Here is a 24,618-nt window from a genome sequence, read left to right as displayed (position 1 = left end):
AGATGCCGGGCAACCTGCTCCAGCAGCGCCTGGAAGCCCAACCGGCACAGCCGAACTAGGCAATGCACCTCCTCGCAACCCGGTGATGGGGCTCATTTTCTCGGGGGGCGCGGCGTGTTCGTGCGGATGGGTTTGGGGTGGGTTTCGTACATGCGGACTGCGACGGCGAGGGCGGAGGCGGCGCTGACGACGGCTGCGCCCCACACCGCGGCGTGCATGCCCATCAGGTCGGCGACGATGCCGCCGCAGATCGCGCCGACGGCGTAGCCGCTGTCGCGCCAGACCCGGTAGATCCCGACGGCGCGCCCGCGCCAGGCCGGGTGGGCGACGTCGCCGATCACGGCGAGCAGGGTGGGGTAGACCATGGCGGTGCCGGCCCCGAGCAGCACCGTCCCGGCTGCCCACCCGAGAAGGCCGTGGGAGGCGGCGATCAGCGCCAACGCTGCGGCCTGCAGGCTCATTCCGGTGGTGATCAGGTGCTTGCGGCCGATCCGGTCCGACAGGGCGCCGGTGACCAATTGTCCGGCGCCCCACACGCCCGGATAGAGGGCGAACAGCAGTCCGATGTGCCCGGCACCGAGGTCGGCGGTGGCGAACAGCAGCGGGAACAGGCCCCAGGAGAGCCCGAAGTTGAGGTTGTTGACCAGGCCGGCCTGACTCGCCGAGGACAGGGCGGGTTCGGTGAAACTCGTGGCCATGGCGATCTGGCGGTCGGTCAGGTCCGCGTGCAGGTGATCGTGCGCACCGTCCGCGCGGGGGGTGTGCTGCGTGGCCTCGAGGCGGGCGTGGTCGCGGGTTTCGTGGATGAACACCCCGGACAGCAGCAGCGCGAGGGCGGTGTAGGCGAGTCCGAGCAGGAACGGGGCCGGCCGTAGCCCGTACTGCTCGGCGAGGTAGCCGGCCAGCAGTGAGCTGACCGCGACGGCGCCGTAGCCGGCGGCCTCGTTCAGGCCCATCGCCAGGCCGCGGCGGGCGGGGCCGACCAGGTCGATCTTCATCACCACGGTGGTCGACCAGGTCAGGCCCTGGTTGATGCCCAACAGCACGTTCGCGGCGACGACCCACCACCAGTTGGGAGCGGTGATGAGCATCAACGGGACGGGGATGGCGAACAGCCAGCCCACCAGCAGCACCGGTTTGCGGCCGAAGCGGTCCGAAAAGGTTCCGGCGAGGTAGTTGGCGGCGGCCTTGGTGATCCCGAACGCGGCGACGTAGGTGAAGATGAAGGTGTAGCCGGTGAGGGCGAATTCGTTCGCGGCCAGTAGTGGCAGCACGGTCTGCTGTTGGCCGACCATGCCACCGACGAGGGCGTTGACGGCGACGAGCAGGCTGAACTGGGCCAGGTTGGCGCCCAGGCCGAGCCGGAGCGGCCGGGGCACGGTAGTGCTCATCCGCCGGTCTCGAGGGTGCGGCCGGTGGCGGCGGCCCAGTCGTCGGGACCGCCGTCGAGCACCGTGAGGTTCCGGTGTCCGGCGCGTTCGAGCAGGCTGGCGGCGCCCATCGCGCGTTCGCCGTGCCCGCACATCACCACGGTCGGCTCCCGGGGCAGGTCGTCGACCCGGCCTGCGAGGGCGCCGAGTTCGATGTGGACGGCGCCGGGCAGGTGCCCGGCCAGGTATTCGGGGCGTTGCCGGATATCGAGGACCCGCACATTGCGGACTCCTTCGGGGCCGGTCAGCGCCGTGGTGGCCACCTCGAGTTCGGCGGCGGTCCAGGCGGCGAGACCGCCGTCGAGTTCGCCGATCAGGTTGTCGTACCCAATTTTCAAGCCCTGCCAGACGATCTCGTCCACGTCCTGGTCGTCGTCGCGGACGATGATCAGTCGCCGGTCGGTGGGGGCGAGCCAGCCCAGCCAGCTGGCGAACACCGGCCGCAGCGGAATCGAGAGGGCGCCGGGAATGTGGGCGGCGGCGAACCGGGTCAGCGGGCGGACGTCGATCAGGGCGGCGCCCTCGCCCAGCAGGGTCCGGACGGTGTCGACGGTCAGCGCCGGCAGCACCGGTTCCCGGTCTAGGAGCGGTGGGCCGACCCGGTTGATCTCCCCGAGTCGGCGGAAGTACGGCGGATAGCTGCCCAGCGATCCCAGCAGCTGGTGCACGAACGTGTCCTCGTCGGCGGCGGCGAGCAACGGGTTGGTGGCACGTTCGCGTTCGATGGTGCTGGTGCGGTCCGCGCCGGGCGGAGCCGAACAGAACGAACCGGCACCGTGCGTGGGCCAGACCGCCACCTGGCCGGGCAGTGCGGCGAGCCGCTGCAGGGAGGTGTACTGGGCGCGGGTGAGGGCCTCGGTGCGCTCCGGGGAGATCAGGTCGGTGCGCGCGGCGGAGCCGACCAGCAGCGAGCCGCCGGTGAATACCCCGACCTCCTTCTCACCGTCGAGGAGCAGGAAGCACAGGTGTTCGTGGGTGTGCCCGGGCGTCATCAGCGCCCGCAGCCGCAACCCGCCGAGGTCCACCTCGTCGCCGTCGCGCAGCCCGGTGTGCGGGAACTCCCGGTCCCCGGCGGCCGAGGCCAGCACCCGCGTCCCGCCGGTGGCGCCGAGTTGGTGGGCGCCGGAGAGGAAGTCGGCGTGCAGGTGGGTGTCGGCGGCGAACGCGACGGTCAACCCGCGGCTGTCGGCCGCAGCATGCACCGCGCGTAGGTCCCGGCTGACGTCGACTACCAACGCCCGCCCGTCCCCCAGATCCACCAGATACGCGGAGTTGCCGAGCCCCTCGTCGACGAGCGGCACCAGATCGATCCCGGCCATGGCCATACTCCCTGCCTCGGCTTGCGCTGGGCGTCCTCGGCGGAACACCCGATCCATGTTCTACACTATTCCAAAGTTGATTGGAGAATGCTATGGGTGATCGGATCGCGAAGACGGAACTGTTCGACCAGTTCGCCCGGGTCGGCAAGGCCCTGGGCAGCGGCAAACGACTCGAACTGCTCGATCTGCTCGCCCAGGGCGAGCGCACCGTCGACTCCCTCGCCCGCGCCGCCGGGCTGGGGCTGACGACCGCGTCCGCGCATCTGCAGACCCTCAAGCAGGCCAATCTGGTCGCCACCCGGCGCGAGGGCACCAAGGTGTTCTACCGGCTCGCCGGTGTGGATGTGGCGCAGCTGTTCGCACTGGTCCGCACGGTCGCCCACGACCACCTGCCCGACGTCGAGGCCGCCCGCACCGCGTATCTCGGCCCGGCCGACACCGAATACGTCAGCAAGGACCAATTGCTCGAGCGGGCCCGGGCCGGGCAGGTGACGGTGCTCGACGTGCGCCCCCGGGAGGAATACCAGGCCGGGCACATCCCCGGCGCGGTGTCGATTCCGTTGGACGAGTTGGCCGATCACCTCGCCGAGCTGCCCGAAGATCAGGAGATCGTCGCCTACTGCCGCGGCGCCTACTGCGTGCTCGCCCACGACGCGGTCCGGCTGCTGACCGAACACGGCCGGCAGGCCTCGCGGCTGGCCGACGGCATGCTCGAGTGGCGACTGGCGGCCCTGCCGGTCGACTCCCTGACCTGACCCACACCCGCGTCACTGAAATCCCCTGTCCCGGCCGATTCTGTGCGGGCCCCAACCCTCCGAGGTGATCGATGAGTTGGCAGCAGATCCCGCAGCAGCGCCGCACGCTCGCGGTCCTGGTCGGCGCCCAGGTACTCAGTGGTGCCGGGCTCGCCGCCGGCATCACGGTCGGGGCGCTGCTCGCGCAGGACATGCTCGAGACCACCAGCCTCGCCGGCCTGCCGAGCGCCATGTTCACCATCGGCTCCGCCGCGGCCGCGGTCACCGTCGGACGCATCTCGCAACGCCTCGGCCGGCGGACGGGCCTGGCCCTCGGGTACGCGGCCGGCGCCCTCGGCAGCCTCGGCGTGGTCGCCGCCGCCGTCCTGGGCAACATCGCCCTGCTGTTCATCGCCCTGTTCGTCTACGGCGCCGGCACCGCGACCAACCTGCAAGCCCGGTACGCCGGAGCGGATCTGGCCAGCGCGCATCACCGCGGCCGGGCGGTGAGCACGGTGCTGGTCGCCACCACCGTCGGTGCCGTGGTGGGCCCGAATCTGGTGACCGTGATGGGAGATCTGGCCACCCGGTGGGGCATCCCGGCGTTGTCCGGGCCGTTCCTGCTCTCCGCCGCCGCCTACGCGCTCGCCGCGCTGGTGCTCTGGGTGCTGCTGCGCCCGGACCCGCTGCTGCTGGCGCGGAGCCTGGCCGCCGACACCGCCGCCGACGAGACCGTCCCGGCCGCCGCAGCCCCGGTGGCGGCGCGGACCTGGTCCCCGGCGGTGGTGCTCGGGGCCACGGTGATGGTGGTGACCCAGCTGGTGATGGTCGCGATCATGACGATGACCCCGATCCACATGCAGCACCACAGCCACAGCGTCGGCGCCGCCGGGATGGTCATCGCCGTCCATGTCGGGGCCATGTACCTCCCGTCCCCGCTGTCCGGGCTGCTCGTCGACCGCTTTGGTCCCCGGCCGGTCGCCGGCGCCGCCGCGCTCACCCTGCTCGCCGCCGGGATCACCGCGGCCATGGTGCCCGCCTCGTCGGTGCCCGGTCTTGCTTTAGCTCTCGGCCTGCTCGGCCTCGGCTGGAACCTCGGACTGGTCAGCGGCACCACGATCATTACCGACGAAGTTCCGCTGGCCACGCGGGCCCGCACTCAGGGCACGGTCGATCTGTGTATCGCCGTCGCCGGTGCCGGCGGCGGTCTGACCTCCGGAATGATCGTCGCGGCCACCGACTACACCGTCCTCGCCGTCACCGGTGGGGTGATCGCGCTGAGCATCGTGCCCGCCCTCGCCCTGTCCGCCAGGAGCAAGGCGAAGACGAACCCGCCGGCACCGGCCATCGAAACGCCCGCCACCGACAGCGCGCCACGATAGCCCGGCGCATGCAGGATGCGGGCATGCAAGTGCCGTCGAGCACTGGGAACAGGGACAAGCTGCTGCGCGGTGCGCTCGAATGCGTGCAGGAGCGTGGCTACGGGAACACGTCCTCCCGCGATCTCGCCCGAGCGGCGGGCGCGAACGTGGCGTCGAGCAACTATCGCTTCGGCAGCAAGGACGCGTTCCTCGACGAGGTCCTTGGCACGTGCTTCGAGATGTGGAGCCGCCGTGTCGAAGCGGCGTTCGCGGCCGTGAAGGCGCAAGCCTGCCAAGTCCGAACGTGGCCATGTCCGGAACATCACCGATGTTCCGGACATGGCCACGGATCGTCGTGACTCCCCGCGCGCACCACGTGGTGTGACCGCCGATCTCGAGGGCCACTCCGCCGTTCACATCGACGCTGACCGGTTGCTCCATGACCTCGTGCAACGCGCCGACCGTCCCCATGACCAATGCGACCCCGGACACGATCAGCGCGGGAACAACCGATGCCACCGGGAGCCGGAATCCCTGGACCCGGGCATGAGCTGACGCGCACACTTCTAATGGTGAGAAGCAACCGGCGCGTCCCGTCTCCTCGCCCCTTGCTGTCGGAGTCCGAGCCCTCACCGCGAGTGTCCGGCGCAGCGTTGACCGGGCTGCGAGTCCTGGTGGGACTGGAATGGCTCTACAACGTCGCGTGGAAGACACCGCCGGACTTCGGCCGAGACAGCGGCGGCGGGTTGTACGGATTCACCGGTGCCGCGGTCGAGCATCCGGTGTTCCCACCGTTCAGCTGGCTGGTCGAGCACCTGGTGCTGCCGAATTTCCTGGTGTTCGCGTGGCTGACGCTGGTGGTGGAAACCGTGCTCGCGGTGCTACTGCTGACCGGCACACTGGTCCGGATCGCCGCACTGCTGGGGATCGGGCAGTCCCTGGCCATCTGTTTCTCGGTGGCCGAGGCACCGAACGAATGGCCCTGGAGCTACTTCATGCTCATCGGCATCCATGTCGTCCTGCTGTGCACCTGGTCGACCCGATACTTCGCCGTCGACGAGGTACGGGCCCAGGCCCACCGGGGCAGCGGGCCCCGCGCCGCGGCGGCGCTGCTGCGGACCTGGGGCATCATCTTGGCACTGCTCGGCGTCGCCGCGGTGATCGCCTCGTTCCAGACCGACCGGTGGGCCTCGCTCGGCGGTGTAGTGGGGTACGAAGACCTGGAAGTGGGACTGGGCACCTACAACCTTGCCGGCGCGCTGGCGGTACTCGTCGTGGCGGCCTGCGCGCTCGCCGGCGGCACTCTCGGCCGCCGCGCCCTCGCCCTCGCCGCCGCCGTTCTGGCTTTCCTGGCCGCCGCCACCATCTACATCCAGTCCGGCCGCACCGACGTGTGGCTGGGCGGCACGAACACCAGTGCCGCGGTGTTCCTGTGTGCCGCGCTCGTGAGTGCTGCCACCGGGCGGTGGCTCGGCCACTCGCGTCTGGGTCAAACCACCGCGAAGCTCACCGGCCGCGCCCGATACTGAAACTCGCACGTCACGAAGTCAATCGTTCGCCACCCGAACTCACTTCTGATGGAGGAGCAAAAGATGCCCCACGAAGCGGTCGGCCAGGTCACCGAGATCGCCCGCCGGAACGCCGAGCGGGTGGACACCGAGGGGGTGTTTCCGGCCGAGGCGGTGGCCGCACTTCGCGAGAGCGGGCTGCTGGGATTGGTGTTGCCGGAGGACGTCGGCGGCTCGGGCTGCGGGCCGGTGGAATTCACCGAAGTCCTCACCGCGCTCGCCTCGGCGTGCGGATCGACCGCCATGATCTATCTGATGCACGCCGCCGCCGCGGTCACCCTCGCGCAGGCGCCCCCACCGGGATTGCCCGGCCTCCTCCCCGGCATGGCAAGGGGGGCCGTGCTGGGCACCCTGGCGTTCAGCGAGAAGGGCTCCCGCTCCCACTTCTGGGCGCCGGTCTCGTCCGCCTCCGCGAACGGTGACACCGTCTCCATGCGGGCCGACAAGAGCTGGGTCACCTCCGCCGGCTTCGCCGATGTCTATGTGGTCTCGGCGGGTTCGGCCTCCGGAGCCGCGGGCGAGGTCGACCTGTATGCGATGGCCAAGGATGCGCCGGGCCTGACGGTGGCCGGCCCGTGGATCGGGATGGGGCTGCGGGGCAACGCATCGGCACCGATGACAATCGACGCATCGATCCCGCTCGCGCACCGGCTCGGCGACCAGGGCGCGGGCTTCGGCCTGATGATGAATACGGTGCTGCCCTGGTTCAACCTCGGCAACGCCGCTGTCTCGCTCGGCCTTTCCGCCGCGGCCAACACCGCCGCCCTCTCGCATGTCGGCAGCGCTCGCCTCGAGCACCAGCACGAAACACTCTCGGCGCTACCGACCATCCGCGCCCAGATCGCGAAGATGGGCATCAGCCTCGCCGCCCAGCAAGCCTTCCTCGCGCACGCGGCGCGCAGCGTCAGCGAACCGGATGAGACGACAATGCTGAACGTCCTCGCCGTCAAGGCGTCGGCCAACGACGCCGCCCTGGCGATCACCGACACGGCCATGCGGGTGTGCGGCGGTGCCGCCTTCTCCAAACACCTTCCGATCGAACGGGCCTTCCGCGACGCGAGGGCCGGGTCGGTGATGGCCCCCACCGCCGATGTGCTCTACGACTTCTACGGCAAGGCCGTCGCCGGCCTGCCGCTCTTCTAGAGAGGGAGCGCAATGACCAGACCGCTGATCGTCGGTGCCGTCGCCTACACCCCCAACGTGGTACCCATCTGGGAGGGAATCCGCGACTACTTCCGCGACACCGACGCCGAGATGGACTTCGTGCTCTACTCCAACTACGGCCGCCAAGTCGACGAACTGATCGCCGGCCACATCGACATCGCCTGGAACACCAACCTCGCCTACGTGCGCACCGTCATGCAAACCGGCGGCCACGCCACACCACTGGCCCAACGCGACACCGACACCACCTTCAGCACCGTGTTCGTGGCCCCGCCCGGCAGTTCCATCACCGGTCCGGGCGGGTTTGCCGGTACACGCCTCGCTCTGGGATCGGCCGACTCCGCGCACGCCGCGATCCTGCCGCTGCACTACCTCGCCCAGGCCGGAGTGCCCACCACCGCGCTGTCGATCACCCGATTCGACAGCGACATCGGCAAACACGGCGACACCGGGCGCAGCGAACTCGATGCGGTGGCGGCGGTACTGGCCGGGGAAGCGGACGTCGCCGCGATCGGAATCGGCACCTGGAACGCGATGGGCAAGGACGATCTGATGCCCGGCGCCCTCGAAGCGGTCTGGCAGACACCCGAGTACTGCCACTGCATGTTCACAGCCATGGACACCCTGCCCGCCGAGCGCTCCACACCGTGGGTCGACACCCTCCTCGACATGGATTGGGACATCCCCGCACATCGCAAGATCCTCGAACTCGAGGGACTGCAGCGCTGGGTGCGTCCCCACCTGGACGGGTACAAGAGCCTGTTCGCGGCGGTCGGCGAACAGGGTGTCGATCCGCGATGGTGATCCTGGATCTGATGCGGCTGATGACGGGACTCCCCGACGGGGGTACCGGTGAGGTCGCGATCGGGTCCGCCGAGGATCTCGTCCTGGCGCGCAGGTGGTGCGCCCACAGCGGAAACACCATCGTCCGGGAGGACGTCGATGCCGCCGACATCGGGACGCTGGTCGTGCGGCGCGGCCACGCCCCCGACCCGCGCGAGGCGCTCGGTCCCGACCGGATGCCGGGCGCACGGCTGTGGCTGTACACCAACTTTCACTGCAACCTCGCCTGCGACTACTGCTGCGTGTCCTCGTCGCCGCACGCCCCCCGCCGCGAACTCGGCCTCGACCGGATTACCCGGCTGGTCGCCGAAGCGGCGGAGTGGGGGGTCGGCGAGATCTACCTGACCGGAGGCGAACCTTTTCTGCTTCCCGACATCGACTCGATCGTGCGCACCTGCATGAACACACTGCCGACGACGGTGCTGACCAACGCGATGGTGTTCAAGGGCCGAGGGCTGCGGGCACTGGAGTCGCTGCCCCGCGAGGGTCTGGCCTTGCAGATCAGTCTCGACTCCGCCACCCCCGGCCTGCACGATTCGCACCGCGGCGCCGGCAGCTGGGCCAGAGCGGTCGCCGGCATCCGGCTGGCCCGGAATCTGGGTTTCCGGGTGCGGATCGCGGCCACCATCGCCTCGCCGGGTCCGGGAACGATCACCGCGCTGCACGACTTCTGCGACCAGCTCGGCATCGCACGCCGCGACCAGCTGATCCGACCGATCGCCCGTCAGGGGGCCGCGGTCAAAGGACTGGTCATGACGCCCGAATCCCTGGTCCCCGAGGTCACGGTCACCGCCGACGGCGTCTACTGGCACCCCGTCGCCGCGACCGACGACCAGGCACTGGTCACCCGCCGGATCGAACCGCTCCGCCCCGCACTCGACGAGATCCACCACAGATTCACCCAACAATGGGCGGTCGCCGCCACCGCCGCCGCACTCTTCCCCTGCGCCTAGACAGAGAACTCAGAACTACCACTCAGCCCGTCGAGAATCCCTCCTTCCGACGGCCCTCCCCTGAACAGCACAGTTACCACGTCAAGAGCGTCGATAACCCGTGTCAGTGAACTATGCTGAGAACCCTGGTCGAGTAAGGAAACCGGCTGAGCGCCCTTCTGCAGTCACCAACATCCGTTGTGGCCTTGGCCATATACCGGAAAACGTGCAGATGGCGGCGCGACCCTTCGGCCGATCAGTCGACCCAAGGCGCACCCGTAACTCGGGCTCGAGTCGGTCCGCCGGACATGTCCGTCCGGGTCCGGCCTCACGTTTCGTTCACCTACCGCCGCCACAGTGGGCGAACTGGTAGACAGACCAGGTGTGGTGGAAACCTCAGATCAGGAGACCTCGATACCGCGACCATCGTCATGGCTGAGCACGACCGCGTCCACCCTCGGTGAAGAACTGGCACGACTAGGTCTGACCGTCCCCAACGACCAACTCGAATACCTACTCACCGACCGAGTCGCTGCCGTAGCACAGCAGATGCACATCACCGAACGCACCGCCCGCCGGTATTTCGACCACGACACACTGCGCACCCTCGCCCGTGAAATGGCCCTGCACATAAAGGAAGAGGCACCCGGCGCCGACCTGCTGACACTGCCCCGCACGGTCGCCATGCCCCTGCCCACCCTCGGTGCGACGATCGCCGCCCTCGTAGAGGCGGCCGCCCTCGCTGTCGCAGACAAGGACCCCGGCGCCGGCAACAGCGATGGCACTGATCTCCACTCTCGGCGTCCTGACCCGAGACCACGACGGCGACACCCCCAACGTCCGGGTGCCGGAGCCGCTCCTCATGCGAGCGGCCCGGCTCATCGAGAACACCGCCGACCTCGTACACCAAGGCTGTCCACTACCAGCAGACGTCGCCGAGGACGTCCGACCGCACCTGCAGAAGGCACTGCGCGACGACGCCGCCCGGCTCCGGGCACTGATCCCCGACCCGCCGACGATCCGGCGCGGGCCTGTGGGTGGTTCCCGACAACCCATCGTGAACACCCCGTGACTTTGGCCGGCGCATCCGTGCGCAGAAACGATCGAATCGGAGACCGACCTCCGCGAAGGGCCGACCCTGCCTGCGGCTCGCCCCGCGCCCCGCGACGATCACCTCGATAGAAATGTGCGTCAAAACAGCTGATACGCAGAGAATTTCGATTGGCCGGTAACTGATATTACGTCAACTTGGCGGCGGTGAGGCAGCGGTAGATCAGGTAGATGAACTCGTGCGATTTCGTCGCGCCTCCAACGCCCTGCGCGCTGCCGCGAGTTCGTTCTCCTCGAAGCGATCGTTGGCATAGTGAATCGCGGCGTCGATGAGATCGCCTAGGGCGTGTCTGCTAAATCGCGAGGCGAAGATGGTTCATGGTGGACAGGTGACTCGTTCAGGTGTGATTTCCGATGACTTGTGGGAGGTGCTCGCGGAAGTGATGCCCACGTCGTGTCCGCGGCGTGGTCGGCCATGGAACGACCACCGCGTGACACTCGAGGCGATCTGCTGGCGGTTCCGGACCGGTTCCCCATGGCGGGATATTCCCGACGAGTTCGGTGCCTGGCAGTCGATCTGGGAACGACACAAGCGCTGGTCGATCGACGGAACCTACGAGGCAATGTTCCGCGCCGTGCATGCGGTCCGTGATGTCGACGATGAGGCGTTGGCGGCTCTGGTCTCGATCGACTCGACCAGCGTGCGTGCCCATCAGCATGCGGCGGGTGCTCCAGCTCCCAGATCCACAGGGGGCTGAGTCGAATTACACGTTTGCGGGCGAGCCCACCGATCACGCCCTGGGACGGTCCCGAGGCGGGTGGACGACGAAGATCCACGCCCTCATCGACGGCACCTGCGCTCCGGTCGCCCTGTTGCTGACTGCCGGGCAGGTCGGCGATAACCCACAGCTGGCGCCGCTGCTCGAGATCTATCCGGATCGGCACGGTGGCACGATGCGGTTGCTGGCAGACAAGGCGTACTCCCATCCTTCGACTCGAAACTTCCTGCGGGAAAAGCGCATCTCGCACACGATTCCGGAACGATCCGATCAGATTGCACGACGGAAGGAGAAAGGTTCCCGAGGCGGGCGACCACCGGCCTTCGACCCGGCGCTCTACCGACACCGCAACACCGTTGAGCGGGGTTTCAATCGACTCAAGCACTGGCGCGGTATAGCCACTCGGTATGACAAGTACGCCATCACTTACCTCGGTGGCGTACTCCTCGCCTCAACAGTCACAACGCACCGTCTGCGCAATTAGCAGACAGAACCTAGTCCCGCCGTATCGACCTGCGGGGGGCAATGGAATCTATCGGTCTGAGTGTATTGGTAGCCTCCGCCGGCGTAACGCACTCCAGACTCGGCCAGCTTGCCGCGGAAGTAGGCAGCCCAGAAGGGCGGGGCTGTGGGGCTGAACGTCACTGATACTTCACGATCGATGGTTTGATCATCGTCATCGCCGGGCTCCACCACAATGTCCTCGATACGCTCGATACGCTTCCAACGCGCGACGTTGGACACCTCGATGACTTCCAGGAATTCTTCATCAGATTCCAGCGGCTCAAGACCATCGATGAACTCACCACCCATGCGCCAGAGTTCCACGTCCGACAACCGACTGATCTGCTGAGGAGGCTGAAATCTGTCAGGCGGCCGAATAGGGACGGCCTTGGTTGTGTGGACGCGCTTGATCTCACCGCCGAGCTCCTGGCGCCACCGCTGCCCACGGGCATCGGTGTACTCGACGACGAACTTGATGCCGCTCGCGTCACTGGTGTGGACGGTGACGAGGGTGAACCACGCTTCATGGTCGGTGTGGTCGCGGTACGGGGTCAATTGCTCAGCGGTCGGGATGAACTCGTGGAGCCGGTTGTCCTGAGCGACCAGATCAGCTGTCCTGCGCTCGATGCCTGCGTCCGACCCGTCAGGTGAATCGACGTACGGAACGGTGACATCGAAGAACAAGTCTTTGCTTCGATTCTCGATCCGATAAGTGGCCAACGACGAGGTCGAGTTCTCGTCCTCAACCTTGTAGATGATCAAGAGCCGGGCCTGCGCCATGTCGTTGTCCTCGCGGATCTCCGCCGCCTGTCGGCGATCGAACCGGGCATGCGCGCTAGCAACCGAGATGCTGAACGCGGCGATCAAGAAGGCCGCCGCCGTACCCAGCCCGCCCGCCCAAGTGCCCCAGGCCACGAACCAGTTCGAGGTGATGTCTTGCAGGCTTCGTGAGGACTTGACCACAGTCAGCACGACGAACGCGAGCGTAAACAGGACTACGGCAACGCACACCCCAATGCGGACGCATTTGAACTGCCGCTCTTCGGGCAGCCGCGCACTGCCCGCCTCCACACGGGAATGCCCCTGCCTCTTCACCTTGCGTCTCTCCTCTGCAGGGTCCACCAGCTCATTGGGGACAGATTAGACGACAGCCTGCACCGCGAGGAGCACGCGCCGAGTGAGCGTGGAGGCTACCTACTGATCGGGCGCGATCGCGAAGATGCTCGGCCGCGCAGCGGGGCTGGAACCGTGACCGGGACACTTCGCCGGACGCGCCTATCGGGACGGATCGACCTGGGCGCACGCGGTCCGTCGGGCGGGAATATGCAGGCCTCGAATATGCATGGTTACCAGTAGTAAGTTGGTTATTCGCATGGCCTGCGAATACGACCATCGGCGGTAAGGCTCCGCTGTCCCTTGACTGGCATTTTTGACAAGGTGTGCGACACACTACGGTTTGGCGCTTAATTGCAGGCATTGTGGCACGGGTTCGTCTCGTGAAACTGGATGGCGGCTTCGTCCTCTGTGCACGTCAACGCCACTCGGTGCTCGTAGCGGACCCGCCGAATCGCTACGGAAATGCCAACTACGCTGTCCGTCAACGTCTCGATTCTCGTCAACATAGTTAGCATTCCCGCAGGTCGCGTATGCCAACTCGATTGACAGCGGACATCCGCCACTGCCCCGGGGGTGCAGTCCCACAGTGTCCGCTCCTATGGTGACGGAGCGAACCGCCGTGGTGCAGCATCGGTGTCCCGTTATTCATTTCCAGCACCAACCGCCACCGCATCCACCGGTTGCGAATTCGCGCAACCAGAGGATCGGGTGACGGCCGGCGCGTGGCCATCATGGACGCATCAACGTGCAGCTGCTGCGACGACTCGATCTGGATCCGGATCCGGAACGGCTTGCACGGAAGTGATCGCGGCGACGACCGGTTCGGTGATTCGGTGCAGCGCAGAGACCAATTCGTCGACCGTGTCGGTGACCGCCGCGATGTAGGCGTCGGGGCGGATGACCCACACTTCGCCGGGTTTCGCGTCCAATGCGGCAGTGAGGACTCCGGTGGTGTCGATTTCCGACAGCCGGATGAGGCGGATCGGGGTGTGCACGGCGTCGAGGGCGGCGGCGCGGATTTCGTCGACGTCCACGCCGTCACCCAAGAGAAGCAGGATTCCGTGCCGGGCGATGTCGCGGAGCCGGGTGCCGGCACCGCCGCGCAGCGTCACCGGGGTGTCGGGGACGAGGATTCCCGGTGCCGCGGCCGGGGTGCAGCCACGCTCGGGGCGGCCGGCGAACGGTCGTTCCGGATCGATTGTGGTCAAGGGTGATTCGATGTACCAGAACGGCTCGGCGAGGCGACCGCTGTCAACCTGCGCCCGCGCCTGCGGGTCGGTGACCGCCGCGGCGAGCACCTCGCGCCGGTGCCGGTGCTGGCCCTCCGACTGTGGGACGAGGAAATCCATCGTCGCCGTGGTGACCGCGATGTTCTCGACGGCCGCCGCGTGCCTCTCGGTGTGGTACGTCTCGAGCAGCGACTCGTCGGCCCAACCGCGCAGGACGAATGCGAGCTTCCACGCCGCGTTCTCGGCGTCGGCGACACCGGAATTCAGGCCGCGTGCCCCGAACGGCGACACGATGTGCGCGGCGTCGCCGGCCAGTAGCACCCGGTCTACGCGCATCCGATTCGCGACCCGGGAGTGGAAGCGGTACACCGATTTCCACACGATCCGGTAGTCGGTGTCGCCGATGATCTTCCGGATCCGCGCGTCCAGTGCACCCGACTTCTCCTCGGCCTCGAGGTCGTACTCGCCGGGCACCTGCCAGTCGATGCGGAACGTCGAGTCCGGGCACGGGTGGATGAGCACCTGCCTGCCCGGGTTCCACTCCGGGTCGAAATAGAAGCGGCGTTCGTCGGCCCAGCCCGGGATGTCGGCGGCGATGTCGCAGATCAGGAACTTGTCGTCGAAGGAACGGCCTTCGAACGTGACGCCCAGCTGCCGCCGGGTCGCGCTGCCTCGCGAGCCCACGGCCACCACCGCGTAGTCCGAGGTGACGGTCTCCTCACCGGAGCCGGTGCGGCAGGTGATGGTCACGCCGGTCTGGTCCTGATCCACCGACGTGGCCTCGTATCCCCACCGGACGTCGATCGACGACGTGGCCGCGATCCGCTCGTCGAGCAGTTCCTCGGTTCGTGCCTGGGAGATGTTGACGAACGGCGGGAACGACGAGATGCCGCGGTCGACGAATGTCTGCACGAACAGTTCGTGGTCGCGGTGGAACGTGCGGGCACACCCCCACGTCACGCCCTCGTTGGCCAGCTGCCTGCCGACGCCGATCGCGTCCCACACCTCGAGGACGTCCCGCTGCTGGCAGATCGCCTTCGATCCGATCGGGTCGCGTTCGGCCCGTGCGTCGAGCAACGTGACCGGGATGCCCCAGCGTGCCAGCAGCAACGCCGTCGTCTGCCCCACCGGGCCGTTGCCCACGACGGTGACCGTGCCGCCGCGGGTGTGTCGTCTTCCCATGATCCTCGCCTTGTCAGTGTGAAACGGTGACGGACTTCAGCCCTGCAACTGGTCCCAGACCTCGCGGTCACGCTCGGCGGTCCAGATGACGGGCCGTTCGATGCCCGACAGCTCGTCCCACACGCGGGAGACGTCGAACGGGAGGCAGTGTTCGAAGATCGGCCAGTGCCCGTACTGCTCGTTCAGTGCAGCGTGGGTGGCCTCGAACGCTTCCTTGAGGGTGCCGCCGCGCTGCTGCACGGCCCCGACCTCGGCCAGCATGACCTTGATGAAGTGGCGGGTCTGCTCGATGGCGGCGTCGACGGCCTCCCGCCCGTGGGAGACGGCGCCGCGTCCGCCGATCAGGACCTCCGCGCCGAGCGCCTTGATCCGGTCGAGGGTGCCGGTGGACCAGTCGCGGTGGAATGCGTCGCCGGTGTAGAGCGCGGCCTGCGCCTCGACGAGGTCGCCGGCGAAGAGGATGCGGTGCTTCGGCAGCCACGCGGTGATGTCGCCTTCGGTGTGTCCGCGGCCGAAGTGCTGGAGCACGAGGTCGCCGCGTCCTCCGCCGAGGTCGATGGTGAGTTTGTCGGCGAACGTCAGGGTCGGCCACGTCAGTCCGGGCACCGAGTCGGCGGCCTTTGCCAGCCGCGGCATGCGTCCGAATTCGCTTGCCCAGTCTTCCTTTCCACGCTCCTCGATGAGGGCGCGGGTGGTCTCGTGCGAGACGATGGTCTCGGCGTCGAACGCGGACGCGCCGAGCACGCGGACGGCGTGGTAGTGCGAGAGCACCAGGTACCGGACCGGCTTGTCGGTGTGCTCGCGCAGCTTGCGCAGCCAGTCCTGGGCGGCCACCGGGGTGGCGAGCGCCTCGAAGCAGACGACGAAGTCCTCGCCCTCGATGGCGCCGATGTTGGGATCACCCTCGGCGGTCAGCGCATAGACGCCGTCCGCCAGCACTCCGAGGGTCTGTTCCTTCTCCCCCAGATCGGCCGAGGATGCGAAGGATGTTGTCGCCATGGAAACCACCTCAATAGTCAAAGCATTGATCATCTGGTCCGTCCAATGTAACCGTCCTCACAGAAAAAGCAAAGCTTTGATCATTTCGCGGCGGATCGGCGCTATCGTGACAGCCATGACCTCGACAACTCCGCCCGCCGACGAACTCGACTTTCTGTCCTTCGTCGATTTCGCCGTGAAGCAGACGGCCGCGGAACTGCCCGAGGTCGACCCCGTCTCCATGCGCCTGGTCCTCGCTCTCCACCGGGTGACCAGCGCCCTGGTGTACGACCTCGAGTCGAGCGTGCACCGGCCCAGCGGGTGGAGCTGGCCCGGCTTCCGGGTGATGTTCGTGTTGTGGCTCGCCGGCCCCTGCGAGTCCAAACGGGTCGCCCAGTTGTCCGGCATGAGCCGCGCGGCGGTGTCCGCCCTGGTCAACACCCTCGAGCGGGACGGACTGCTGAGGAAGGAAACATCCGCCGCCGACCGGCGAGCGGTCCAGCTGAGCCTCACCGACGCCGGGCACGACGCGATCGTCAGCACCTACACCATCCACAACCAACGCGAGCAGCAGTGGACGAATGCGCTCACCGAAACCGAGCGCCTCGTGCTCATCGGACTCTTGGAGAAGCTGTCCTCGGGTGCCGCAGCGCAGTCGGCCGTCCGACGATGAAGGCGTTGGCGAAGGAGTGACAGTTGACGTCGGCATCGAGGGCGGCCGACAGTGAAGGTTCCCGTTTCCGGGAAATGTTCGGATCCAGTTGTGACCGCGACTGCGAGAGGAACGCTCAGGACGACTGTGACCTTCCACCGCAGAGGCCATTTGGATACCCGCCATTGAGTCCGCAGCATGTGGTGTCCGCGCATCAGTCGCGTCGGCTCGTTCTCGGGGTGCTGGACGGTTCACTGTCACCAGTTCACCGGCTGCCGTTGTCGGCGACCGGGACCGCGCTTACGCTCTCGTCTCGGGGATTGCCGTTCCGCCACTCGGGCGGTGCCGGGTAGGCGTCGGCAAACTGCTCGGCTGTTTCGTTGCTGATCTGGCCCTCACCGACGAGTTGCCACAACCGCTCGCTGAATCGGGAGGTATTCATCCCAAACCGCAAGAACGTTTCCTCCCCTGATGCCCCACCGTAGGGGGCCCACCGTCGGGCGAACTCGGCGAAGTCCTCCGCCTCCGCGGTGAACGGCACGTACCCCTGCCGACGCAGCCAGGTCTGATGCCGGCGGACTCTGTGCCGCCGAAACATCCGTCGATGCCCGTCGGTGCTCGTCGATGGTTCTGCCAGTGAGGTCGATACGGTCGCGGCGAGGGAACTGGTGGAGACAGACGCAGGATTCATTGCAGAATCTTTCCGAGAATACGGCAGAATGGACACGCCGAGTTGATTACCGTGTTCGTTGAGTGTGGTGGTGTGATCGTTCGTCCATCGGCAGCCTCCAATCTCCCGACCACCCGACCGGTTACTCGCCGATGACGGGCAGTATCAGTGCGATTCGCAGTTTCGAGTCGATTTCCTGCCCAAGTGCGAGGGACTGGTCCAGCAGTGGGGAGAGGGCTTGCACCTTGGTGTCGGCGTCGGCGAGGGTGTGCACGATCTGCTCTGCCGGAACGGCGGCCGCGTTGGCCTGATCGGTTGCGGACGAACCGGCGTCGATGATGCCGACGAGCGGGGCGTCTGCGGCCTTCAGGGCATCCCCGAGCGCCTGTAATTGGGTTCCGAGTTCACCGAGCGTCTGGTCGGCGCGGGTCAGGGAATCGAGCACTCCGACCACTTCGGGCAAACCTTGGTTGATGGCAGCGTTGGCGGGAGGGAGCTCCTTCGCACCTGTCAACGCCTCGTTGGTAGTCTTGTCGACTGTTTTTGCCTGCACTACACCGTCTTTGAAGATGTCGTTGGTGATGGCGAGGTCGCGTGTGACGATCAAGATGCCACACAAGAGCGCGATGGTGAAGGCTGCGGTTATTGCCCAGGAGAGCCGAAACATCGTAATTGTTCTGCCTTTCACTCGTGCTGCGGCTTTTACCGGCCGGCGCGAGCGTTACGGGGTAGGAGTGGTTGCGACGCCGAGTGGGGGGAGGTTGAGAGAGTTGACCGGAGGACCGATTACTGCGAGCAGCGGGCCCATCTCTTGGACGTGCCGTGCTTCTTCCTCGACGTTCGCGAGAGTCGCGGCGATGGCGGTCGCCTTCGGTCCGAGGGTACCGAGGGTGCCTTCGATCGTGGTCAATCCGGTGTTGATCGCTTCGAGTTGGGTGGTGACCGAACCGACGGCCGTGGAGAGCCCCGCTACGGTGGGGCTGGCCTGATTAGCGCGACCGGTCACGTTGGCGACGAGATCCGGGAGGGGTCCGGCGATGGTGCTGACGTCACCGGTCGAGGAATTGAGTGTTTTCGCCTGCCCGGACAGTTCTCCCGCCTTGTTGGTGAGGCCCTCGAGGTCGTCGGCGAGCGGGCCGAGGGCCTGAATGTCTCCGGAGAGCTGGGCGTGCTTGGGCACGAGGATGGCGGTGAGGGTGTCGAATTGGCCGGCGGAGTCGATGACCTCGAGGCTGAGCTGGGACGGACGACCGAGCGGGTCGACGACGTCGTCGAGACCGGGAACGAATCCGTTGACCGCGCACAGCAGCACCGCCGGGGCCACCCCGAGGCCGAGGACGACGCCGAGCCACGCCTTCTTGGTGAGCATTCAGTTGCCTCCCGGTGCAGGAATGAGGGCGTCTTGTGCGGGAATCAACGCCAGCTTGTTGGTCGTGCGGGTGAGTTCACTGTTGAGCTGGTTGACCAGGTCGATGGCGGTGGTGAGCTCGTTGTTGACATCGGACACTGTGGTGTTGGCGTCCGCGGAGATCTGGTGCAGGGACGCGGCCGAACCCTGCAGGGTGGTGGCCACGCCTTCGAGCTGTCCGGCGATCGCTGTGTCACCCTGACCGGCGGCGAGCAACGCCCGCGCGTCCGGCAGCAGCGCCGCGAGGTGGTCGACGTCGGTGGCGGTGGCCGTGTTGAGATCGGCCAGTACACCGGCGAGTTCGTCGAGTTGCTTGCGTGCGGTCGCCGGTGCGGTCAGGTCCGCCCGTTGCGCGAAGTAGTCGTTGGTGATCCGGAAGTTGTCCACGATGGTGCGTGCACTGTCCTGTACGAGTTGACCTTTCTGGATCGCCATCAGAACCAACGCGAACAACACGAGGGCCAGGACCGCAGCCAACCGGCCCATCCATTCGGTGGCCACAGTGAAACCATTCGATCCCGCTGCGGCGGTTGCCGGTACGTCCGGGCGCTGCGGCAGCGTGCCCTTGCGGTATGGCAGCGCTGATGCAGGAACATCGAAACGCTGGAGTCCGGCCAGGCCGCGGCGTGGATATGCCTCGTCCGGCAAGTCGGTGCCCATCTTCATGTCACGTCCAGTCATCAATCGGTTGTCGGTTCAAAGGAAGGAGGAAGGTTCGATCAGCCGGGCAGTGGCAGCATCTGGTTGATCGTCTGCGCCGCAGCGACCGACCCTTGCAGGTCGCTGACCAGGCCCTGCACGATGGCCAGCAGCTGCCGCCCCTGATCACCGAATGCTTGCGCGGATTCGACCAGCGGCAACACGGTGTTCTGAACTTCGCCGAGGATGCCCTGGATGTTCGTCAACTGCGCATTGGTCAGCTGCGCCCCCTCGGTGCTGCTGGCCAACATCTGCGCGGCCGGAGAAATGGCCTCGTCCAGCTTGACCAGCAGCGGGCCCAGGGCCGCAGTCGCGTCGAGGGCGGTCTGCGCGGTATGGGTGAGCTCGGTCAATTGCTGCAGTTGGTTGGTCAGCCGGTCGTTGACATCGACAATCGCCGAGGAAGCGGCGATGCTGGTCTCGTTGGCCCGCTGCTGGTTGTCGAGTCGAGTGTTGAGGTTGAACACCACGAACGCGAGCAGGCTGAGCACGCCTACCGCGACAATCGAGAGCACAAGTCGAGCCGGACCGCCGCGGCGTCCGAAGAAAATCACGGGTACATCTCCTACTTTCCGGACAAATCGTTGGCGGACTCTTCCGCGGACAGACGGGCACTGTGGACCTTCTCGGCGGTCGAGCGTGCGTCGGTGAGGATCGCGTCCAAGGTGGCCCGGTCGGCGGCGACGGCCGCAGTAGCGCCATCGGCCGCGGGCTGCAGCGAATTGATGTGCGCGGTCAACGTATCGAGAGAGGCGACCAGGTCGGTCACGTTCGCGCCGGCGTGATCCAAGGTGGCTTGGACGTCTCCGCTGATCTGCCCGATCAGTGTGTTCAGCTCTGCGGTCACCGTCGCGTCGGTGCTCAGCACACTCGCCAGCGAGGCTTCCATCTTCTCGAGCGAATCGAACGCGGCGAGGGTGACCTCTTCGTGCTCGACGATTTGGTTCAGGGCAGGGTTGTAGTTGCCCGCGGAAACCACCGCTTGGTCGAGCCGGTACGGCGTCGCCGTCAGATCGTGGATCCGCGGGTACAAGTAGAACGCACCGACCGGGATCAACGCGAGCACGAGCAGCCCGCGGGCGATGTTCATCTTCGTCGACGCCCGCGGCGGATCCGGTGCGAATGCCTCGGCGTCACCGACATACGGCAATTCGATGACATCGGTGCGCTCGTCGTCGAGGGCGTGACTTGCCGGACGTCCACGGCCTGAGAGCGCGGTCATGCGTCGACGACCGAGACCAACGCGATCGTGCGCAGCGCTGTCACGGTGTGGGTCAGCAGACCTTTGACGACGAGCTTGTGCTTGAGGATTTCCCCGAGAACGGACATACCGCGGCCGGTGAAGAATCCGACCGGCACCAGGCCACCGGCCTTCATCGGCAGCTGCGACACATCGAGAATCTGATCGACGGTCGCCATCACCGTGACGGCGGGTTTGCCGACGATGTCGTTGTACACCACGGCCTCGTCACTGCCGAAGATGATGGTGCAGGCGGTCTCTGTGTCGGTGCTGTAGATCGATACCGGCCGGGAGATGCGCCGCGCGAACTTCACGCGGGAGGGGAAGTTCTCGAGATTCTGCCCGAGCAGCATCCCGACAATACCGGCGACGCCGTTAGCGTCCTCGCCGTCGAAGAGACTCACCTTGTAGGGAGCAGGTGCAACAGTGGTCATGAAATGGGTCCTTTCAGCGCACGTGGGGGACGCCGCGTCATCTGTTGATGTCTGTGATGGGTGACCCGGCCGCCACTGGGCTATATCGGTTGGCTGTTCCTGACAGCGGATATGAGACCCAGCTATGCATTTCGCCGAATGCTGGCAGCTTCGTCCCTGTGGTTGTCAGTCAATCGGCCATCTCGGCGCGGTAGCTCCAGGACGCGATGATGTGTGGTTCGCCGTTCTGGGCAGATCATATGAATGGCCCTTGGTTTCAATTGAATTGATGTGTCGAGCGGCGGGATGGAAGGCTCCGAAAGCCTGCCATCCCGCTCGGCCCACTGGCCGGACCGGTCAGTGCGTCCAGTTGGTGGGCACTTGGCCCCAGGTCAGGAGGAAATTGTTGAGGGCGCCGGCGTTTTCGACCGCAGCACTCATCGGACCTTTGGCCAATTTCATCTTTCCTGACATCAGCAGCTTGCCCGCCAGCTCGTCTCCGGCTGCGCCTTGCTGCCAGGTGCTGATCGGACCGTCCACGATGACCCAGAGGCTGTCCTCGTCAATTTCGGTGGTCGGTGACCATGAGATCAGCTTTCCTTTGTCCCATTCCATCGTGGTGACTGGACCACCGTCGACTGTGCGGAAGGCCATCGAGTTCGTGAACGAGTTCGCGTCCTTGAAGCCCTTGTAGACCTCGGGGTTCGCGTTTACCGCCTCGCGGGCGGCATCGCACCATTCCTGCGAGAAAAACTTCAGAGCGTCGGCCATTGGTGTTCTCCTTCTGGTTTCGCTGCTACTCAGTGAGTTGCGTTTTGCGATTTCGGTGTGAAGGCTGGTCACCCTCACTTGGTTCACGTGCCGTGTTCGCCTCGGACGTCCCGGCGTTTTCGATAGCGCCCTGTTCACACGCTTCCCGGCACGACCGGCACGAACGAGATGGGCGTATCCGAAGTGGAGTTCCGCCTGGGTTATGTTGTGCGAAATCATCTCTCGATACCCGTTCGGCAGGGGTGCGCAGGCTCGGGCGGCGTCGGTGAGATGTTTGATGGGATGGTGCGACTGCAGCCGAAAGAAGCGTTTGCCACGCGAGAGGGTCAGGCGCTACCGACACAGGGTCGTGTGGCACCCAGCAATGCGGTGGTCGCCTCTGGAAAGCACACAGATCAGAGGTATCCCGCTTGCGTCAGGAACGTGTTCTGGTCGTAGATTGCGGTCGTCCAGACGATCTTGCCCGCGGGGTCGAGAGTCAAATGATCGCCTCCGAAGAAGTCGAGGCGCCCCTCAGAAGTGGCATTCGGGCCGATCGCAGTTCCGCCAGCCCTCCAGGTCGCGACGGCTGTGTGAGGTCCGTCGGCGACGGCGCTCAAGATGGACAGCGTCAGGTCCGGGGCGGCCTTGAAAAGGTCTTCCAGGAACTGTCCCAGTTCGGACTTCGTGATCTGACGGCCGCCGAGGGAGGGGTCGGTGTAGACCCCGTCATCGGCGAACATGTCCACGATTCCGTCGACATCGTGGTTGCTCCACCGCTCCAGGTAGCGCACAACCACGTCCCGTGGATCGAGGGCAGGTTCGGGGATGTAGTGGATGATCTGGGCGCCGCCGGTCGCATAGTTGGGTACGTCTGCTGCGACAGCTTGTCCCTGTTCGGATTCGAGTGCCGCCTGCATGTCCGCGGCCGAGTCGAAGGCGGCCTCGAAGAGCGCGAAGTACGGGCTCTCACCGCCGACGCCATGTACGTCGTAGCTGTAGCGGTGGTCGCGCAGACCGGGGAGTTTCGCTGCGAGGGGAAGGTGGGTCGTTTCGTAATAGTCGCGAAATGCAGCCTTATCCGTCGGTTCCGGGTAGAGGACAACGAGTTTGTGCATCGATTGACTTTCTGATCGTTGACTGCTTGGGCTGAACCTCTAGGTCAGTGCGGTCCAGATGCTCTTGACTTCGGTGTAGGCGAGGATTGCTTCCCATCCCATTTCGCGACCAGATCCGGAGGATTTCATTCCGCCCCACGCGGCGGCGGCGTCGAGCATCGGCGGCATGTTGATGTAGACGGTGCCGGCCTTGACCGCGTTGGCGAGCCTGTTGGCGGTGCCGATGTCGCGTGACCAGATGACGGCGGCGAGACCGTACGCTGAATCGTTGGCCAGGGTTGCGAGTTCCTCAGGATCGTCGTAGGGCAGCACGGAGAGAACGGGCCCGAAGATTTCCTCTCGCGCGATCCGCATGTTCTGTTCGACCTGCGCGAAGACCGTTGGGCGGTAGAAGTAGCCGTCGGCGAGTTCACCGTCCGCACGTGATCCACCGGTGACGAGTTCGGCGCCTTCGTTCCGGCCTATCTGGACGTAGGAATCGACCCGTTCGAGCTGCTCGGCTGAGACCAGCGGGCCGATCTGGGTCGTGGGATCCTCGCCCTTGCCGATTGTCATCGCTTCCGCGGCCTCGGCCAGTTTGTTCACGAATTCGTCGTTACGTGAGCGGTCGACGTAGAGCCGGCTGTACGCGGCGCAGACTTGGCCGGAGTTGAGCAGGCCGCCCATGAGGTTGCCCTGGACGGCGGCGGCGATATCGGCGTCGGCGGTGATGATGCTCGGAGTCTTGCCGCCCAGTTCCAGCGACACGTGTTTGAGCTCGTGCCCTGCTGATGCGCCGATCGCACGTCCCACCTCCGTCGAACCGGTGAAGGAAATTTTCGCGACGTTCGGGTGGTCGACGAGTGCTTTGCCGACATCGGGGCCGCCGGTGACGACGTTGATGACACCGGCAGGAAATCCCGCTTCCTGGGCAAGTTCGGCCAGACGCAGGGTGCTCAGTGGTGTCTGTTCGGCCGGCTTGATCACCACCGTGTTGCCGGTGGCGAGCGCGGGCGCGAGCTTCCAGCTCAGGATTGCAAGCGGGAAGTTCCACGGCGTGATGAGAGCACAGACGCCGAGCGGTTCACGGCGAGTGCGGTAATCCACGCCGGGGGTCGAGACCGGTCCGGTGATTCCGGTGATTTTGGTGACCCAGCCGGCGTAGTAGCGGAAGTGCTCGACTGCGTTAGGTACGGAAATTCCGCTGCTGACGAACAGCGGTTGCCCCTGGTCGGTGGTTTCCAGGTTGGCGAGTTCGTCGCCGGACTGCTCGAGCAGGTCGGCGAGTCGGTAGAGCAACCGGGCACGGGTAGTCGGCGCCATCTCGGCCCATTCGGGCGAGGTGAATGCAGTGCCAGCGGCGGTGACGGCAGCGTCGACGTCGGTCGTGTTCGCGGCGGCGACCTCCGCGATGACCTTGCCGGTCGCCGGGTTGTGGGTCGGGAAGGTCCCGGCACCGCCGTCCAGCCATTGTCCATTGATGTGTAGTTGGGTGCGCAT

Annotated in this window: 24 protein-coding genes and 2 pseudogenes; 10 read left to right on the top strand and 16 right to left on the bottom strand. The window is 66.3% G+C overall.

Translation table 11 applies throughout. The features are described from left to right. Positions 1-92: 92 nt before the first annotated feature. Together L1080_RS36035 and L1080_RS36030 are read right to left on the bottom strand one after the other, a co-directional pair. Entirely contained in the window at positions 93-1,391 is a 1,299-nt protein-coding gene (locus tag L1080_RS36035; protein ID WP_250773533.1) for an MFS transporter, read from the bottom strand. After that, positions 1,388-2,749, bottom strand: coding sequence for an MBL fold metallo-hydrolase (locus L1080_RS36030; RefSeq protein WP_250773532.1), 1,362 nt, complete (start codon positions 2,747-2,749; stop codon positions 1,388-1,390). Before L1080_RS36030 ends, L1080_RS36035 begins: the two co-directional genes overlap by 4 nt. 92 nt (positions 2,750-2,841) lie before the next feature. Here L1080_RS36030 and L1080_RS36025 point away from each other — a divergent pair, with 92 nt between their 5' ends. From L1080_RS36025 to L1080_RS35995, 7 genes and pseudogenes are all read left to right on the top strand, one after another. Then, entirely contained in the window at positions 2,842-3,504 is a 663-nt protein-coding gene (locus L1080_RS36025; RefSeq protein WP_250773530.1) for an ArsR/SmtB family transcription factor, read from the top strand. Between the two features lie 71 nt (positions 3,505-3,575). Beyond that, complete coding sequence (locus L1080_RS36020) at positions 3,576-4,865, top strand: MFS transporter (RefSeq protein ID WP_250773528.1); 1,290 nt, start codon at positions 3,576-3,578, stop codon at positions 4,863-4,865. Between the two features lie 23 nt (positions 4,866-4,888). Beyond that, positions 4,889-5,128 (top strand): annotated as a pseudogene (locus tag L1080_RS36015) (TetR/AcrR family transcriptional regulator); the annotation flags it as partial. Positions 5,129-5,416: 288 nt separating this feature from the next. After that, positions 5,417-6,373 (top strand): Rv1678 family membrane protein, encoded by a 957-nt coding sequence (locus L1080_RS36010; protein WP_374434587.1) that lies wholly within the window; start codon positions 5,417-5,419, stop codon positions 6,371-6,373. 63 nt (positions 6,374-6,436) lie between these two features. Beyond that, positions 6,437-7,555, top strand: a complete 1,119-nt coding sequence (gene fadE16, locus L1080_RS36005; protein WP_250773526.1) for an Rv1679 family acyl-CoA dehydrogenase — start codon at positions 6,437-6,439, stop codon at positions 7,553-7,555. 12 nt (positions 7,556-7,567) lie between these two features. After that, positions 7,568-8,380 (top strand): Rv1680 family SBP-like protein, encoded by an 813-nt coding sequence (locus L1080_RS36000; RefSeq protein WP_250773523.1) that lies wholly within the window; start codon positions 7,568-7,570, stop codon positions 8,378-8,380. Further along, entirely contained in the window at positions 8,374-9,372 is a 999-nt protein-coding gene (locus L1080_RS35995) for an Rv1681 family radical SAM protein (RefSeq protein ID WP_250773521.1), read from the top strand. The genes L1080_RS36000 and L1080_RS35995 overlap by 7 nt, the downstream gene beginning before the upstream one ends. 492 nt (positions 9,373-9,864) lie before the next feature. Here the strand turns inward: L1080_RS35995 and L1080_RS35990 are convergent, their stop codons facing one another. Further along, positions 9,865-10,146 (bottom strand): hypothetical protein, encoded by a 282-nt coding sequence (locus L1080_RS35990; RefSeq protein ID WP_250773519.1) that lies wholly within the window; start codon positions 10,144-10,146, stop codon positions 9,865-9,867. On the opposite strand from L1080_RS35990, the gene L1080_RS35985 reads away from it, so the two are divergent. Next, complete coding sequence (locus L1080_RS35985) at positions 10,130-10,423, top strand: hypothetical protein (RefSeq protein WP_250773517.1); 294 nt, start codon at positions 10,130-10,132, stop codon at positions 10,421-10,423. The two genes, L1080_RS35990 and L1080_RS35985, sit on opposite strands and share 17 nt — an antisense overlap. Positions 10,424-10,790: 367 nt before the next feature. After that, positions 10,791-11,664, top strand: a pseudogene (locus L1080_RS35980) (IS5 family transposase). Here L1080_RS35980 and L1080_RS35975 read toward each other — a convergent pair. The 3 genes from L1080_RS35975 to L1080_RS35965 form a co-directional block, all read right to left on the bottom strand. Then, complete coding sequence (locus L1080_RS35975; RefSeq protein ID WP_250778036.1) at positions 11,661-12,779, bottom strand: hypothetical protein; 1,119 nt, start codon at positions 12,777-12,779, stop codon at positions 11,661-11,663. The pseudogene L1080_RS35980 and the gene L1080_RS35975 overlap by 4 nt on opposite strands. A 761-nt stretch (positions 12,780-13,540) precedes the next feature. Continuing rightward, on the bottom strand, positions 13,541-15,211 hold the full coding sequence (locus L1080_RS35970; RefSeq protein WP_250778034.1) for an FAD-dependent monooxygenase: 1,671 nt from the start codon (positions 15,209-15,211) through the stop codon (positions 13,541-13,543). A 36-nt stretch (positions 15,212-15,247) separates the two neighbouring features. Beyond that, on the bottom strand, positions 15,248-16,210 hold the full coding sequence (locus L1080_RS35965; protein ID WP_250778025.1) for an MBL fold metallo-hydrolase: 963 nt from the start codon (positions 16,208-16,210) through the stop codon (positions 15,248-15,250). A gap of 115 nt (positions 16,211-16,325) precedes the next feature. On the opposite strand from L1080_RS35965, the gene L1080_RS35960 reads away from it, so the two are divergent. Continuing rightward, the gene (locus tag L1080_RS35960; RefSeq protein ID WP_250778023.1) at positions 16,326-16,862 is read left to right on the top strand and encodes a MarR family winged helix-turn-helix transcriptional regulator; all 537 of its coding nucleotides are present in this window, start codon (positions 16,326-16,328) and stop codon (positions 16,860-16,862) included. A 244-nt stretch (positions 16,863-17,106) separates the two neighbouring features. Here the strand turns inward: L1080_RS35960 and L1080_RS35955 are convergent, their stop codons facing one another. The 10 genes from L1080_RS35955 to L1080_RS35910 form a co-directional block, all read right to left on the bottom strand. Next, entirely contained in the window at positions 17,107-17,532 is a 426-nt protein-coding gene (locus L1080_RS35955) for a hypothetical protein (protein WP_250778021.1), read from the bottom strand. Positions 17,533-17,653: 121 nt separating this feature from the next. Continuing rightward, positions 17,654-18,178, bottom strand: a complete 525-nt coding sequence (locus L1080_RS35950; RefSeq protein ID WP_459032555.1) for a hypothetical protein — start codon at positions 18,176-18,178, stop codon at positions 17,654-17,656. A 54-nt stretch (positions 18,179-18,232) separates the two neighbouring features. After that, a complete protein-coding gene (locus tag L1080_RS35945; RefSeq protein WP_459032553.1) occupies positions 18,233-18,880 on the bottom strand; it encodes a hypothetical protein in 648 nt (215 codons plus the stop codon). Then, positions 18,881-19,585, bottom strand: a complete 705-nt coding sequence (locus tag L1080_RS35940) for a hypothetical protein (RefSeq protein ID WP_250778077.1) — start codon at positions 19,583-19,585, stop codon at positions 18,881-18,883. It abuts the gene before it with no gap. Between the two features lie 53 nt (positions 19,586-19,638). Continuing rightward, positions 19,639-20,172 carry a hypothetical protein gene (locus L1080_RS35935; protein ID WP_250778071.1) on the bottom strand — a complete coding sequence of 178 codons (534 nt, stop codon included), beginning with the start codon at positions 20,170-20,172 and terminating at the stop codon, positions 19,639-19,641. 11 nt (positions 20,173-20,183) lie between these two features. Then, on the bottom strand, positions 20,184-20,840 hold the full coding sequence (locus tag L1080_RS35930) for a hypothetical protein (RefSeq protein WP_250778069.1): 657 nt from the start codon (positions 20,838-20,840) through the stop codon (positions 20,184-20,186). Beyond that, a complete protein-coding gene (locus L1080_RS35925; RefSeq protein ID WP_459032551.1) occupies positions 20,837-21,292 on the bottom strand; it encodes a hypothetical protein in 456 nt (151 codons plus the stop codon). The genes L1080_RS35930 and L1080_RS35925 overlap by 4 nt, the downstream gene beginning before the upstream one ends. Positions 21,293-21,628: 336 nt before the next feature. Continuing rightward, on the bottom strand, positions 21,629-22,042 hold the full coding sequence (locus tag L1080_RS35920) for a hypothetical protein (RefSeq protein ID WP_250777689.1): 414 nt from the start codon (positions 22,040-22,042) through the stop codon (positions 21,629-21,631). 395 nt (positions 22,043-22,437) lie between these two features. Further along, positions 22,438-23,139, bottom strand: coding sequence for an EthD family reductase (locus L1080_RS35915; protein ID WP_308202221.1), 702 nt, complete (start codon positions 23,137-23,139; stop codon positions 22,438-22,440). 39 nt (positions 23,140-23,178) lie between these two features. Beyond that, positions 23,179-24,618 carry an aldehyde dehydrogenase family protein gene (locus L1080_RS35910; protein ID WP_250777550.1) on the bottom strand — a complete coding sequence of 480 codons (1,440 nt, stop codon included), beginning with the start codon at positions 24,616-24,618 and terminating at the stop codon, positions 23,179-23,181.

Origin of the sequence: Rhodococcus sp. MSC1_016, assembly GCF_023667485.2 — a bacterium.
GTDB lineage: Bacteria > Actinomycetota > Actinomycetes > Mycobacteriales > Mycobacteriaceae > Rhodococcus_F > Rhodococcus_F oxybenzonivorans.
Note: the sequence above shows the minus strand (reverse complement) of the source record. Positions and strands in the feature narration are given on the sequence as shown.